A 15,136-nucleotide genomic window follows, 5' to 3' on the forward strand; every position below is an offset into this window, starting at 1 on the left:
CTTGTAAAAAACACCGCTCATTTATTTCTTATACTCGTAATAAAATAAATAGAATGATTCATAGCCAATAATCATGTTTAAATTTATGAAAAAGGGAGGTAATGGAATGTACCGAAGCAATTCAAATCATACAGATAACGGACTTTCCAAAGCATTGCCTCTATCCCTATTTGATGTAAAAAATGAATTGAAACAAAAAAACAAGCTCATTCATTCTGACACGATGTATAAATTAACGAAAGAAGAGCAACTCATCATCAACAACATAAAAATACAAACAGAACAGCTAAATAAAAATAATGTTACAAGAACACGCGCATACTACCAATTTTACATTCAATATCCAGAAATACATTGGGCACTACTTGGGCATATGGTATCACGTAACGGCGGTTGGAATATGACTGATTTAAAGGGCGATTTATATACGAAAATTTTATCAGAGAAAGATCAAGTCACATTTTTTTCTTTTTTAGAAAGAGGGAATTGGCTTATTTTCCAAGATGTATATCCTCAATTTCTGCTTTACGAACAAAGTGTAAAAAGAGCACAAAAGCTATTTCACCTTCTCCCTCACCTAAATGTTTCTACATTTATGGAAACGATGTGGAACGATTTTTGGAAAACAGGTAACAAAAAAACATTAGCCATTGCAACTATTATTAATGAACAAAACTACTTAGAAAAAAGAGTGATTCAAAATATACAATTTAAAAAGACTGTACTTAATAGTATTGGATTTAAACTCTTTGATTTCTTTCAGTTTAATCATATCCTTTTCCCATTCTACGAAAATGATAAGAAACACAAAGTATTACTATTTGGTGATACAATGAAGCATTTCACTTCCTTACACGAACGAATCTTAATTGGAAAAAGGTTGTATTCCTTATTATTTCGAGACACACATGTTTTATCTCAAATAATAAGCTGGGCCCAGCACCATCCACATACAGGATCAAGGAAAGATTACTGGCCTCATTTATTTTCAAGTGTAAATGAATCTTTTTCCCGTGAATTTTATAAGCGTCGAATAAAAAAATGCCAGTTGCGTAGTGGCGCTTATCGTATATACAGTCCTGAACTCATCTATGCATGGCGAGATATGAAGCATGAAGAAGTTGACAGTGAAGATTGGTTTACGGACTGGCAAGTTGTAAATTACTTAGTAGATAAGGAGGAAAATATAAATGGACAAATTACAGAAGACTACTGTAAAACGCTCGAAAAAATTGAACTCGCCATTCTTGCAAAGAAAAACGTCCTCCTTCGAGAAGAAGAATGATTTTTTAGCATTAGCAGTTACAATCTTACTCTCTTGTATTATCGGAACTTGCTTAGATGCTTTCTTTGTCGCGAAACAAATGTATGCCTTTCCGGTTAGACCATTCTCATCCATATTTTCAGTTAACATTGGTTTTACTTTGTTTGCACTACCGATTTTAACAACGATTTTCATACAAATTTCAAAAACATTAACTGCAGTTTCTAGAATGCTATTTATTGTTTCAATAGGTATTTGTGCTAGCATTTTTGAACAGGTTGCTGAAAGATTCGGTTTCTTTATCCATAGCGTAGATTGGAATCATACATACTCTTTATTTGGCTATATGATTTTCTTTTCTTTTATTTGGAAAATATATCATTTCATACAAAAATAAAGAGACCATTATAGATCTCTTCTTAAGCATAATCTTCAGTTATTGCTAATGATGCAGGATTTTGAAGAATTTTTGAACGTAAACGGTAGGCAACGATTTTCTTCTTATATTGCTTGATTACATCAACATGTTCCTCATGGCTATATAGAGAAAACCTAATCTCTTTATTCCCTTTCTTCGTGTTAATAACGATCGGTGTTCCTTCCCCGTGCGGTGGGAAATAATGTTTATCTAAAAATAAAGCCTCATTAAATTCATGAATAACTTGTAGTTTCATTTCCCCCTCTATATTTTTTCCATTTATCGATATAGAGGTATTCTCTTCTTCAAGTTTTTGATGCAATTCAAATCTACTAATAATTGATTCTACAACAGAAGTTGGCATACTAGAAACTAGTACTTTAAGAGCTCCAAAAATAAATAATGTAACTATAAACCATGTTGTCATTTTCACCATCTCCATTACATTTTAAAATATAAATTTCGTTCCATAAGGTATAAATATACTAATGAGTATTCCGGTTACAATCATCGTCACCGAACCGATCGTCGCCTCTTTCTCGCCCTCCTTCACGAGACGGCTCACACCGATAATATGTGATGCGCATCCCATCCCCACTCCTTTTCCAATCGTACTTGTTATTCGGAAAAGCTTAAGTACTGTTGGTCCGATAATAGCACCTGTTATTCCTGCAACAACTACAAAACTAGAAGTCATAGATGGAATACCACCAATTTGATCCGCTAATGAAACGGCGATAGGCATCGTCGCTAATTGCGGCAGTGTTGTTAATATGAGCTCCTTATCTATATTTAACATCTCACCAATCACTACATTCATACTCGTTAAAGCCACTATACCTACCGCTACGCCGATAAGTATCGACAAAACGTTTTTCATAAGTATTTTTCGCTCTTTAAATAAAGGTATCGCTAACGCTACAATTGCAGGACTCAATAAACCGGAAAGAATATCTCCCCCATTTTCTCTATACTCATGATGAGAAATACCAAAAATCAGAAATAAGCAAATCATACTCGCTGTAACTGTTAACACCGGTAATGTAAATGGAAACGTAAATTTTTTATATAACTTTGTCGCGAATACATACATTACTACAGTAATAATAATTAAGACCATTTGCATCATGCACCTTGTCGATTTTATTTTTTTGATGTTACTAATAATTGACTTATATACCCTGAAACAATCAAAGTTACTACCGTGCTTGCAACTACTAAAAGGAATATAACACTCCCCTTACTGAAAAGAAAAGACCCATATTCCATCAGCCCTGTTGTCGAAGGAATTAGAAATAACGGTAAAAATATGATTAACTTTTCCGCACCTTCCTCAAACCACTTTAATGGTAAAATACGAGTAGAAAGGAGTAAAAACAGCATTAACATCCCTATTAAACTTCCCGGCATTGATAGATGGAATACTCCCTGAATCCACGTACCAACTATGCTAAATACATATAGCACGCCTACTTGAAGTAAAAGCGTCACGTACTTCATTTCTTTCCCTCATTTCAATATGCATCACTATTATGAAATCTCATTTAACGTTTCCGCAAACCTCGTAATTCCCAGCTGAATTTGTTCGACATCTACTCTCCCAAAAGTAAATCGAATATATTCACTTTTAGTACCTAAAACACTTCCCGGAACAAACGCTACACCATTTCGTATAGATTCACCTAATAAATGATATTCATCAAATGTTCCTTGCACTTTGCACCATAAATGTATTCCACCCTCTGGAACAAAAAATTCAACCTGGTCCCCCAATATTTCTTCAAGCTTTCTAATTAATGCATCTCTTCTTTCCTTCAATTGTCCACGAAGCATTGTAATATGTGCATGAAAATCTTCTGATTCTAAAAATTGATTTGCCACCCACTGCGTAAATACGCTATGGCCAAAATCAACTTGCTGCTTCGCATCTGCTAAACGTTCTATTACACGCGTAGGGCCAATTACCCAGCCAATACGTAATCCTGATGCAACAATTTTTGATAATGAACTTATATAAAGAACATTTCCGTTTTGATCCATTGATTTTAATGTTGGATTCACTTCTCCATTAAATGAAGTTAAACTATACGGATCATCTTCTACAATCGGTATCCCAAATTCAGAAGACAGTTCTAAAATCTTTTTACGTCTTGCTAATGAAAGCACAGTTCCCGTTGGATTTTGATAATCTGGATTCAAAAATACCATGCGAATACGATGCTTTTTATGCAAATCAATTAAATCATCTGGATTCATTCCATGCTGATCAACAGGTAAATGGAATATTTTTAAGCCAGCGGATTTAAACATCGGCAATGAGAAACAATACGAAGGGTCCTCAATTGCAATCGCATCGCCAGGTTTTAATAAGCATTGAACGATAAGATTAAGTGCCTGTTGCGCTCCAGATGTAATAAGGATAGAATTCGAATCTGCTTCAATTTGTTTATATTGCTGAACATGTACTGCAATTGTTTTTCTCAACATTTCATTTCCAAGTGGATGGTCATAACCGAGGTTTTCCCTAAATATTTTCTCTGACAAAATCGTTCGGAATCTATCACTCGGAATTAATTCTGGTGACAATTCACCACTTGCTAAATTAATCAATTCGTCTTTTTGTGTTTCTGTTCGAATTTGTTGAACGAGTGGTACATTAGGTAAGAATGATCCATCCTCAACGTACCTACCCCAGTTTGGTATTCGTTTATGTGAAACACCCCATATGTCTGTATTCACCCGTGTTCCGCTTCCTTTTTGCCGTTCTACTACTCCAAGTGATTTTAATTCTTCATATGCAGCTACTATCGTACTTCGGTTCACTTGTAATTCTTTCGCTAACGTACGCTCAGAAGGTAACTTGCTGTCAGAAGGAAACTCACCTGAAGAAATACCCCTTTCCATATAATCCGCTATTTGTTTATATACAGGCGTCTTATCTGCACGATTTGGTTTCCATTCCACCTTATTGCCCCTCTCAAAACGAAATATACTTGATTTCCTAATAACAGTATTGACTGTAATAATAGTATTAATTAAGTGCATGATTTAAAAATCTTTCTACCGTCATATTAAAGCTAGTCGGCTGTTCTAAATAAGGTAAGTGTCCACTATTTTTAAACTCAATAAAAGTTGTATTTTTCAAACGTCTTTCAAACTCTCTTACATATTTCTCGGGAACGAAATCATCATTTTCCCCTCTTATAATTAAAGTAGGACATGAAATATTTGAAAGAAACGGTCTTTGATCATAATCTACTAATTCAGCAAATAATCTTTGAATATGTACCGAATTAATAGACTGTAAAGATTGATAAAATCCCCTAACAATTACTTCATTATTTGCTACTCCCATCGCCTTCAATAATGTATCCGCCCATGTTTTTCCATTATCGTGTAAGCTAAGTAAATCATATACTTCAATTCGTTCTTTTCGATCTTCAGGCTCCAAATAGGGAAATGCATTTACAACAATTAAACTGGAAACAAAGCCTGGATATTGAATAGCAAAATCGATACCGACTCTAGCTCCTTTTGAAAGACCACACATAACTACTTTTTGTAGCTTTAAATAACTGCATAACTCATACAAAACATTTGCATATTCTTTAAAAGGAATTTCCAGCCCTTCAGATTTCCCATGCCCCGGTAAATCAAGAGAAATCACCGTCCAATTCTCTTTGAAATATTGCCTTTGATATAGCCAATTGTTTGCGTTCCCACCAAGACCGTGTAATAACAATATAACAGGGCCCGATCCTTCTATATTGTAAGAAATTTTCCGATTCTTATATTCAAAATACATATTCATCACCTTCAGCTATAACGTCACTTACGCTTATCTTTGAATGAATATATCCAAAATGGTTCCTTTTCTAACCACTCTACTGTTTCCGGTACACCTTCTTTATACTCTCTTTTTAGTTCCGTTACTTTCGTCGCAAATTGTGATGCATGTGCTTGCAATGCCTCTAACTTTTTGGGAACATATTCTTTCACTTCATTTTTAAAATGTGGAGGACCTATTTCCGCTTCATGATTCTTCGAAAAAGCTACCGCATAAAATGTTGGCCTTTTATATTCCGGAATATTAGCTAACGCCTCTGCTACCGCTTCTCCTGTTGCATCATGATCTGGATGAACCGCATATCCCGGATAAAAAGAAATGACTAACGAAGGATTCACTTCTTCTACACATTTTTGTATTACACGTCTTAACTCTCCGGGAGTTTCAAATTCAAGAGTTTTATCACGATATCCCATCATACGTAAATCTTTAATCCCTAAAATATTTGTAGCCCTCTTTAGTTCCTTCTCTCTTATAACATTTAATGATTCACGTGTTGCAAAAGGAGGATTCCCCATCGTTCTCCCCATTTCACCTAACGTTAAGCAAACATAAGTAAGAGGAACATTTCGCTGCGCATAAGCTAAAATTGTACCTGCCACGCAATATGACTCATCATCTGGATGCGGAAAAACAATTAATACGTGGCGTTCATTTTTTATCAAAATCATACTCCTCCATCATATACAATATTAACCTTTTTCTTTCAAAACTATTAAATCACTACCGCATACCACGTTACCCCAACAAGTAGTACAAAAAGAAGGAGAATATAAATAGTTGATAAGTTTTTCACATTTCTCTTTGTAGACTTGCCGTAATTCTCCTCCACATTTCGTGCAACTAGCACGGTCCCAAACAGCGATACAATTACAATAATAACCACTAGTGAAATTGCAAAACTCATTGTATCTTCACCTCTCTAAAGACAATCTATTTTAATAAAGAACTTCCTCTTTAAAACGTTAATAACATACTACCTTTCTTCTCTTATCATAATGTATGTTTGCCAAAAACGGACCAACCACTTTTGTGTTTTTTTGCTCATCCACTTTGAAAAATAAAAAGCAACTGATCACTTTGGACTCAGTTGCTTTTCACAAGATAAATTATTTTCTTTTTTTATTTGAAATTAATTCGATTTAAAAGTTTAGTCTTTTCATAATGAAACATCGATTGAGATAACTCGAAAATTGTCCCGTTTACAAGACATACTGTATTTTCAATAAGAAGCGCCGGATCACCTTCATTTAATTCTAACAGCTGCGCGTTTTCTTTATTTACTTTTTCACAACTAATAACTTTATCGGCAAAGCCAATATTTAATCGTAAATCTTCAATGAAATAACTGTATACAGAGCTTAATGCTATTTCTTTATTCAAATATGGAATAATATCCTTTTTGAAATAACTTACTTCAATAGAGAACGGTTTACCATCTACAATTCTTAAACGCTTCAAAAAATATATCCTAGTTTCAGCTTCGCATTGCATCCGCTTTGCTATATCTTCGTCCGCATCTATTACTTCAAGCTCTAACACTTTCGTTTCAATATTTTGCGAAACGAGATTTTTCGTTAATCCACGTAAACTTCCTAAATTAATGTAATCTGTTACAGAAGTTTCGCGTAAAAACATACCACTACCTTGCACTTGAAAAATATAACCTCTATTTACAAGCTGACTAATTACTTTACGTATCGTATTACGGCTTACTTCAAACCGATTCATCAAAGCTTCTTCTGTAGGTAGTTTTTTCGTTTCATTAAAAAGCCCATCTCGAATGTTTTGCTCTAACACATCTGCAATTTGTTTATACTTTGCACTCATACACTTTCTCCTAAAATACTCTTTTATCTGTTATAACTCTTCTCCTCTCGTTTCGATCACATGTTTATACCAATGAAACGAAAGTTTTTTCTTACGTTTTAAGTTATCATTATGATCGACAAAAATAAAGCCATATTGCTTTTTATACCCATTTAACCAACTTAATAAATCAATCACTGACCATGCATAATAACCTTTTAAATTGATTCCCTCTTCAATTGCACGCTTTATTACTTTTAAATGCTCTTCAATAAATTTAATTCTCGGAACATCTACAACTTCTCCTTCAATGATTGGATCTTCATCACCAAGTCCATTTTCCGTTACATACATCTTTATGTCACCGTAACGCTCTTTCAACATATGCAATCCATCTAAGAAACCTTCGGGAGATATTTCCCATCCCCATTTTGTATATGTTTTATCATCCATTTTTACTGTGCGATAAAAACCATCAAAAGAAGGATTACCTGGAGCAAGTGTTGAGTTTTCTCGAGAATGCTCATCGCTCTTTATATCCATATCGTATCTTTCTACTCGTATTGGTTGATAATAATTCAAGCCAATAAAATCATTCTTTTCGGCATTTTGTTTAATGATTTCTAATTCTTCAACCGTCCAATTAGGAGTCCACCCTTTTTCCTTTAATTGTTGAACAACATAAGGTGGATACTCACCTTTTAAAACTGGATCATAATACCAATACGTTTCATATTCATTCGCATGATTTGCTGCTAGTATATTTTCTTTTTCATCATCCACACTATAAGCAGGTAAGAAAACATGTGTAATCCCAATCTCCCCATATTGTTTCAGCTGCTTGTACACCGCAACTGTTTTCGCATGCGCATAAAATACATAATGAGTCGCTTGAAAATACTTTGGAACATCATTTTGTATTCCTGGTGGATGTGCACCTTTTAAATAGCCTAATCCACAAAACATTACTGTTTCATTAAAAGTAATCCAATGTTTCACTCTATCACCAAATGCCTTAAAGCAAATTTCGGCATACTTTACAAAAGCATCTGCTGTTCGTTTATTCGTCCACCCACCATCCTTTTCTAACGGTAATGGTAGATCCCAATGATATAAAGTGACAAACGGTACAATCCCGTACTTTAAACATTCATCAATTAAATTGTTATAAAATTTAATGCCTTTTTCATTTACCTCTCCATCTCCAGTCGGCAATATTCTCGCCCAAGAAATCGAAAAACGATACGATTCCAATCCCATCTCAGCCATTAAACGAACATCTTCCTTATATCGATGATAATGATCAACCGCTACATCACCATTTGTTCCATTGTATGTTTTGCCAGGAATTTTTGAAAACTCATCCCAATTCGTAACACCTTTTCCATCCTCATTCCATGCACCTTCTACTTGATAAGAAGCTGAAGCAGCTCCGAATAAAAAATCATGTGGAAACTTCATAGTATATACCTCCATTTCATTAGAATAAATCAAATTCATTATTACATATTAAATTTATAGGCACAAATTTAAATGATTATTAAGTTTCTGTTTTTCACTATAATAGAACATAGCATTCACACCATTTACAAAAAAAGAACCTATAAAGGTCCTTTTTCAAATTGTGCAACGCAGACTATATTGATTATCTTAAAGTTTATACTAATGATAAATGTTAACAAACTTATTCTTCAATAATGAATTGTGAAATTAGCATTTCTAAATTTTCGACTTTCTTTTTCATTTCATTAGATTTCGTCGTTATTTCTTGAATCAATGTGGCTTGTGCTTGAATTGATTGTACCGTTCGATTCGTTTCTTGTGCGACTTGTGTTGCAGTTTCAGAAACTATTGATAAAGAGGCATTCACTTCTTCTGTCCCAGCAGACATTTCTTCTGTGGCAGCAGACACTTCTTGAATTTGGGACGTTATTCTATTAATATCTTGCATAATAGATGAAAATGCGAGTTCTGCCTTATATGCTGCTTCTTTACCACCACTAACCTGTTGATGACCTTTTTTCATTACATGAACTGTATCCTGTGTATCTTGATGTATAAAACGTAATAAATTATTTATATCATTTACAGACGTTTTAGATTTCTCAGCCAGACCTCTTACTTCAGCTGCAACTACTGCAAATCCTTTTCCATTTTCTCCGGCGCGTGCTGCCTCAATCGCAGCATTTAAGGCCAGTAAATTCGTTTGTTCTGCAATATTAGTAATAATATCTAGCGCTTCTTCAATTTGTTGTGTACGTGTAACAAGTCTATCAATGACCTTAGAAGTTTCTTCGACAACTTCATTCACACTATTCATTTGACGAATAGATTGTTTTATAACTTCACTACCAGCATTTGCTTGGTCTATTGTTGCAACAGCAACTTCAGCAACCATCGCTGAAGATTCAGCTACTGTTTGAACTCCAGTTGCAATTTCTTCCATCGCAGTTGAACTTTCTTGAATACTAGTCACTTGTCCCTCTATTTCTTTATTTATTTCAGAAGTAGTTCGAACAACCTCGTTTGATATATTTGCTGCCGTTTTTGTCTCTTGTAACATATTTTCAGTTGAAATAATCACTTCTTTTGCTGTAACCTTCACCTGACCGACTAATTGTTGCAAGTTATCTAACATACTATTAAAAGATTGTACAATATGGCCTAATTCGTTCTCGGATTTATAAGAAGTTCGAATTGTTAAATCTCCAGCAGATACTCGTTCCATATCTTTTTGTAATAATACAATTGGTTTTTTTATAACATTTTTTATTATAAAACCAATAAAAATAATTATTATGATTCCAACACATGAAATAATTACAAATGTTATTATTGTATTTTTCACACTATTCACATTCTCTTTTTGTAGTTGTTCAGCCGCGGTATTATTATATAAAATAAGTTCACGAATAGACTGAATTGTTTTTCCCATATTAGGCTCAATTTCTTTTAAATAATAGCTATACGCTTCTTCATTATTAGTCAGTCCCAAGTCCTGTGCTTTCTTCATTTGTATTCTTAAATCTTTGAATTGACTTTGAAATGCATTATACAAGCCCTTTTCTTTATGAGAACTAATTCTAGTTTCAAATTGTTTTAATAACTCATCATTTTCTTTCCTAGTCTTATCCATTTCTGTTATTAGTTCTTTCATTCTTTTTTCATCTTTCGATATCATAATCTCCATAAAATTCATATTAACATGGTAAAAATTTGATTCTACAGTTCCTATCCATTCAATTGGTAATAGCCTTTCGTCATACATACTAGAAGATGTATTTTCACCTTTTTGAAGCCCTAAAAACCCCAGAGAAGATAACATGATACAAGCCAAACTCGATATAATGACTAACACATTTAATTTCGTTCCAATTTTACTATTTTTAATAAAAGACAATAAATCCACCTCATCTGTATATTATACTTATATGTTTTATATTACAATAATAATCGACATTTATCGACAATTTTCTCATGTCGATTTTATAACTGCATTAAATTATTATATAAACCTATTCAAAGAACTTTGATTCTCATAATATCAAATACTAAAAAGTCTTATGGGAATTCCACAAGACTTTTAATAGCGTTACATTGTTTCTATGAAATTATGGTGAAACTTAAAGTGACTTATTAGTTCTTATAACTTCTTGATAGAGAATCGGTGACCACTTATCACTAACATAATCTTGGATCACCCAACCAACTCTTTTTGGATTCTCTTGTTTAATATATGCCGCAATTTCGGGATTTATATAAGAGGCATAATAATATGGGCTATTCCATGCTGTACCACCAGAAGACAAGCTTGTAAAATTAACATATAGATGATTTAAATCCTCACTATTGTTCATCGTTTCATTGATCGTATCTTTAATAGATTTTACTTTCACATCATAACTCACTTTATATTTATCTTGTACTGTTACATTTACATTTTGATTTACAGTTGTCGTAAACGTCTCATTATCTGGCCAATAAAAATTATTATATCCTCCAGATTCATTACTACCACTATATCTTTTTAGTAGTACAATTTTCCCTCGAGCATCTCCAAGTTTTATATTTCCTTCTGTTTTTAAAAAGATAGGATCAACAAAATATTTTTTTTCAAACGTATTACTAAAGGAACCTTCTGCCCCTTTCATATCCTCATACTCTTTTTTTAAAGACATAATAATTGTTTCACTTGGGTTATCTTTTAAAAATTGTTTCGCTTCGTTTATGAATTCATGCAGTGTTACATAAAGGTATAATGGCCCATGATGAAGAACTATCGTATTATCATCTGTTAAACGGCCTCTTATATCAAAAATGCGAGCTCCATGATCCATTTGATAACGAAAATCATACTCTTGCGTCATTCCCCATACTTGCTTTATTGGATTTTGTAATTTGAACGTACCACTATCATGTGTTCCTGGAATTGAAATTCGTGCTAACGGGATGTTATCAGGTATAGGTTGCATCCATTTTGACCAATTTTCAAGTTCAATAACAGAGCTAGCTGCAACGACTTGCTTATCATGTAAAGCAAATACAGATGTGATAAATATCATACTACATATGAATAATTTCAAAATAAACTTCTTATTGCTCATTATTATTCCTCCTTTTTCTGTTTTATATCAAACTTATTGAATATAATATAATCTGGTGAGTAAAAAATAAATAACATTTCATCAATATGAAATATTGCATAGAAGTAAAGTTAAAAAATCATTCACATATCCTCAATACAATCAGAAAAATTGAAAGGAACTTCACTGTATTTTCATATGCAATATTTCATATTCGGACTCTACACTAAATAAATAAGAAACTTATAATGATTATTTATTCCATATGTGCTAATATACTTACATTAAAATATTATAAATAGACATTCTGAACTACATTACTTAACCGTTTCGCCTTAATTTTTCTTAGGAGGATTTGCAATGAAATTATTAAAAATAAAACATATAATCCCTTTATCTGCAGCTGCAATTACATTCGTATGTAATCAAAGTACAGCTGAAGCTTCTACCATTCATACAGTAAAAAAGAATGATACACTTTGGGGCATTAGTAAACAATACGGGGTTTCAATACAATCCATTAAACAGGCTAATAATAAAGGAAACGATCAAACCTTTATTGGTGAACAGTTAAATATTCCAGGGTCCACGAAATCAAATGAAATCACCGTTCGTCAAAACGTCAAACCTGCGAACATTTCTGGACAAATTATTTATCAAGTACAACCGGGAGATTCATTAGAAACGATAGCAAAGCGTTACAATGTTACCGTTCAATCTATAAAACAAATTAACAATACAGCCGGAAATAAACTTTATACAGGACAACATTTAAAAATCAACTCAAACATTTCAGAAAAAGAAAAAGACTTAATGGCACGCTTAGTTACTGCTGAAGCAGGTGGAGAGTCATATAAAGGAAAAGTGGCTGTAGCAAAAGTTATACTAAATCGTGTAAACGCAAAAGGTTTTCCAAATACAATAACAGGCGTTATTTATGAACCTATTAAATATGGATATGCCTTTACTCCTGTTACAGATGGAAGAATTAATCAGCCTGCAAGCCCAGAAGCAAAAATGGCAGTAGAAGAAGCTATCTCCACAAATGGCATACATTCTGATTGGCTTTATTTCTATAATCCAAAAACATCAACAGACAAATGGATTACGACACGTCAAACAGTAGCAGTAATTGGTAACCATCTGTTTGCTAAATAACATTTGAAATCATTAACAGACCTCTTCACTTGAAAGGTCTGTTTTTTTATATGTTAGATTTTATTAATCATATGACATAGTGATCATTTAAAACTATTTCTTCTTTCAAATAAAAACATTTGTATTTATCCCACCACTTCGAGAAATTAAAAAAGCATCCAGTTCAAAAACTCTCTCTTTATTAATAAAAGCTATTTCTTAACTTCATAAAATTGTTATACACTAGAAAAATAAAAAACAAACTATTCGTTAGCAGGTGAAAGAAAATGTATGATGTTACAATTATCGGTGCTGGAGTAAGTAGCATTTTTATGGCTTATTCACTGGCTAAAAGTAACAAAAAGGTTTTAATTCTTGATAAAGGTAAAGCGCTAGAAGATCGCCATTGTCCTTTAGACGAAGGAAAAGTGTGTAATTGTACTACATGCGATAAATATTTTGGGTTTGGTGGTTTAGGAAAATCTGAAGGGAAATTTAATTATACAAACGGATTTGGCGGAGAACTTGAGCAAAAAGTCGGTAAAGAAGGCTTTATACAACTTATGGCTGAAGTAGATGAAATTCTATGTCAGTTCGGAGGAAGTTCTGTTTCAAAATACTCTACAGAAAATCCAAATCTCAATAAGAGAGCTGAAACGTGTGGTTTACAAATGCTAACAACAGAAGTAAGACATCTTGGTACTACCCTTTCAAGTGACATTTTTCAGCAGCTCTATGAATTTTTACTTACGAAAATAAATATACAATTTCATATAGATGTACAACACATTATGAAACAGAAAGATCATTTTACAATAGAGACAAATGAAGGAACAGTTCAATCTAAGCAACTAGTATTTGCAACTGGGCGTTCTGGAGCGGATTGGTTAAAAAAAATGTGCACTTCTCTCAATATTTCTCAGGAGCAAACTCGTGTAGATTTAGGGATTAGAGTAGAGATGAACGAACACCAATTACGTTCTATATTAAAAGATACATTTGAGACAAAACTTTCTTATGAGCATGAACACTTCACCGCAACTACATACTGTATGAATCCAAAAGGACGCATCATTAGAAAGTACGAAGAAGGTTTAGTTATGCCTGACGGTCAAAATTTTCGAGAGGAAGGAACTGGCACACCTAACTTAAATTTCACTTTATTTATCCCGCGCTATTTTTCAACTCTCAAAGAAGCAAATGTATACGCAAGTTCAATTATTAAAAGCATTAACCAAGGACAAGATCGAATTGTTATACAGCGCTTAGAGGACTTACTAAATAAACAACCTACAACAGAGAACGGCATGAAACATAACCGTATACAGCCTACACTACAAGGAGATTATGGAGATTTGAATACAGAAATTCCTCGATTATATATTGAAGGGCTTAAAGAATTTTTATTACGTTTAGAACAATTTATCCAGGAACCGATCGATAAAGATACTTTATTATATGGAATTGACGGAAAGTTCTATGCTCCTACGATAAAAACCAATAACCATTTTGAAACAAGTGTGCATGGGCTATTTTTAGTTGGAGATTGTTCAGGCGTCACTCATTCATTATCTCAAGCTGCTGCAAGTGGGTTGTATGTTGGAAAATATTTATCTCATATTTAATTTCTTTCATTAAGATAGCAATCAAATATTTTAACTTCTATAACACTTTGTTTATGTACCTTGTCCTTCCCCTGCTAATGATTATCCCGCCAAGAATCGGGATTTTACGAAATACATATGTAACATAACTATGTATGGTAAAACTATCGACATTCAATTCTAACAAATTGAATGTCAACAGTTTTAAAAGCCTCTATTCATTTCCACTTTCATTTGTTCGATATTTTGTAACATCATCATAGTGTTTAATATGTTAGGATGTCTATAAGTATTTTTTACTACAACTATGACTTTTTCTGTTCTGTTTCAAAAAATAGATTTGCGCTTTAAAATTCCCCATTGTACGTATATGAATACTTCATATTATTACCTTTAGAAACCATTAAATGGTTCATTACACTCTAATAGTTATGAAAATATAATATATAACACAAGTTAAATAAATTGTATAAA

15 protein-coding genes are annotated in these 15,136 nt (G+C 33.1%); 4 read left to right on the top strand and 11 right to left on the bottom strand.

Annotated elements, in window-relative coordinates:
• Positions 1 to 106 precede the first annotated feature (106 nt).
• Positions 107 to 1,285: a DUF2515 domain-containing protein gene (locus DN392_RS23125; protein ID WP_000286276.1), complete on the top strand. Its 1,179-nt coding sequence runs from the start codon at positions 107 to 109 to the stop codon at positions 1,283 to 1,285.
• Positions 1,191 to 1,661 carry a CBO0543 family protein gene (locus DN392_RS23130; RefSeq protein ID WP_000359642.1) on the top strand — a complete coding sequence of 157 codons (471 nt, stop codon included), beginning with the start codon at positions 1,191 to 1,193 and terminating at the stop codon, positions 1,659 to 1,661. Before DN392_RS23125 ends, DN392_RS23130 begins: the two co-directional genes overlap by 95 nt.
• A 22-nt stretch (positions 1,662 to 1,683) precedes the next feature.
• On the opposite strand, the gene DN392_RS23135 is transcribed toward DN392_RS23130, so the two are convergent.
• The 11 genes from DN392_RS23135 to DN392_RS23185 all read right to left on the bottom strand — a co-directional run bounded on the left by DN392_RS23135 (position 1,684) and on the right by DN392_RS23185 (position 11,942).
• Positions 1,684 to 2,109, bottom strand: a complete 426-nt coding sequence (locus DN392_RS23135) for a YfmQ family protein (protein ID WP_000214627.1) — start codon at positions 2,107 to 2,109, stop codon at positions 1,684 to 1,686.
• A 21-nt stretch (positions 2,110 to 2,130) separates the two neighbouring features.
• A complete protein-coding gene (locus DN392_RS23140) occupies positions 2,131 to 2,802 on the bottom strand; it encodes an LrgB family protein (protein ID WP_000242956.1) in 672 nt (223 codons plus the stop codon).
• A gap of 23 nt (positions 2,803 to 2,825) precedes the next feature.
• Positions 2,826 to 3,182 (bottom strand): CidA/LrgA family holin-like protein, encoded by a 357-nt coding sequence (locus DN392_RS23145; RefSeq protein ID WP_000878480.1) that lies wholly within the window; start codon positions 3,180 to 3,182, stop codon positions 2,826 to 2,828.
• Positions 3,183 to 3,212: 30 nt separating this feature from the next.
• Complete coding sequence (gene pdxR / locus DN392_RS23150) at positions 3,213 to 4,646, bottom strand: MocR-like pyridoxine biosynthesis transcription factor PdxR (RefSeq protein WP_064056207.1); 1,434 nt, start codon at positions 4,644 to 4,646, stop codon at positions 3,213 to 3,215.
• A 67-nt stretch (positions 4,647 to 4,713) separates the two neighbouring features.
• Entirely contained in the window at positions 4,714 to 5,487 is a 774-nt protein-coding gene (locus DN392_RS23155) for an alpha/beta fold hydrolase (protein ID WP_000273472.1), read from the bottom strand.
• Between the two features lie 23 nt (positions 5,488 to 5,510).
• Positions 5,511 to 6,191 (bottom strand): bacillithiol biosynthesis deacetylase BshB2, encoded by a 681-nt coding sequence (gene bshB2 / locus DN392_RS23160; protein ID WP_088321362.1) that lies wholly within the window; start codon positions 6,189 to 6,191, stop codon positions 5,511 to 5,513.
• Positions 6,192 to 6,244: 53 nt separating this feature from the next.
• On the bottom strand, positions 6,245 to 6,436 hold the full coding sequence (locus tag DN392_RS23165; RefSeq protein ID WP_000006469.1) for a hypothetical protein: 192 nt from the start codon (positions 6,434 to 6,436) through the stop codon (positions 6,245 to 6,247).
• Positions 6,437 to 6,651: 215 nt separating this feature from the next.
• On the bottom strand, positions 6,652 to 7,359 hold the full coding sequence (locus DN392_RS23170; RefSeq protein ID WP_001274905.1) for a GntR family transcriptional regulator: 708 nt from the start codon (positions 7,357 to 7,359) through the stop codon (positions 6,652 to 6,654).
• Positions 7,360 to 7,389: 30 nt separating this feature from the next.
• The gene (locus DN392_RS23175; protein ID WP_000671623.1) at positions 7,390 to 8,799 is read right to left on the bottom strand and encodes a glycoside hydrolase family 1 protein; all 1,410 of its coding nucleotides are present in this window, start codon (positions 8,797 to 8,799) and stop codon (positions 7,390 to 7,392) included.
• A gap of 223 nt (positions 8,800 to 9,022) precedes the next feature.
• Positions 9,023 to 10,738 carry a methyl-accepting chemotaxis protein gene (locus DN392_RS23180; RefSeq protein WP_000008152.1) on the bottom strand — a complete coding sequence of 572 codons (1,716 nt, stop codon included), beginning with the start codon at positions 10,736 to 10,738 and terminating at the stop codon, positions 9,023 to 9,025.
• A gap of 223 nt (positions 10,739 to 10,961) precedes the next feature.
• Positions 10,962 to 11,942 carry a phosphatidylinositol-specific phospholipase C gene (locus tag DN392_RS23185; RefSeq protein ID WP_064469400.1) on the bottom strand — a complete coding sequence of 327 codons (981 nt, stop codon included), beginning with the start codon at positions 11,940 to 11,942 and terminating at the stop codon, positions 10,962 to 10,964.
• Positions 11,943 to 12,281: 339 nt separating this feature from the next.
• Between DN392_RS23185 and DN392_RS23190 the strand changes: the two genes are divergently transcribed.
• Together DN392_RS23190 and DN392_RS23195 are read left to right on the top strand one after the other, a co-directional pair.
• Positions 12,282 to 13,079, top strand: coding sequence for a cell wall hydrolase (locus tag DN392_RS23190; RefSeq protein ID WP_088321356.1), 798 nt, complete (start codon positions 12,282 to 12,284; stop codon positions 13,077 to 13,079).
• 266 nt (positions 13,080 to 13,345) lie between these two features.
• Complete coding sequence (locus DN392_RS23195) at positions 13,346 to 14,683, top strand: NAD(P)/FAD-dependent oxidoreductase (RefSeq protein WP_064470350.1); 1,338 nt, start codon at positions 13,346 to 13,348, stop codon at positions 14,681 to 14,683.
• Positions 14,684 to 15,136: the final 453 nt, after the last annotated feature.

It is taken from the genome of Bacillus sp. BB51/4, assembly GCF_008368845.1.
Lineage (GTDB): Bacteria > Bacillota > Bacilli > Bacillales > Bacillaceae_G > Bacillus_A > Bacillus_A wiedmannii.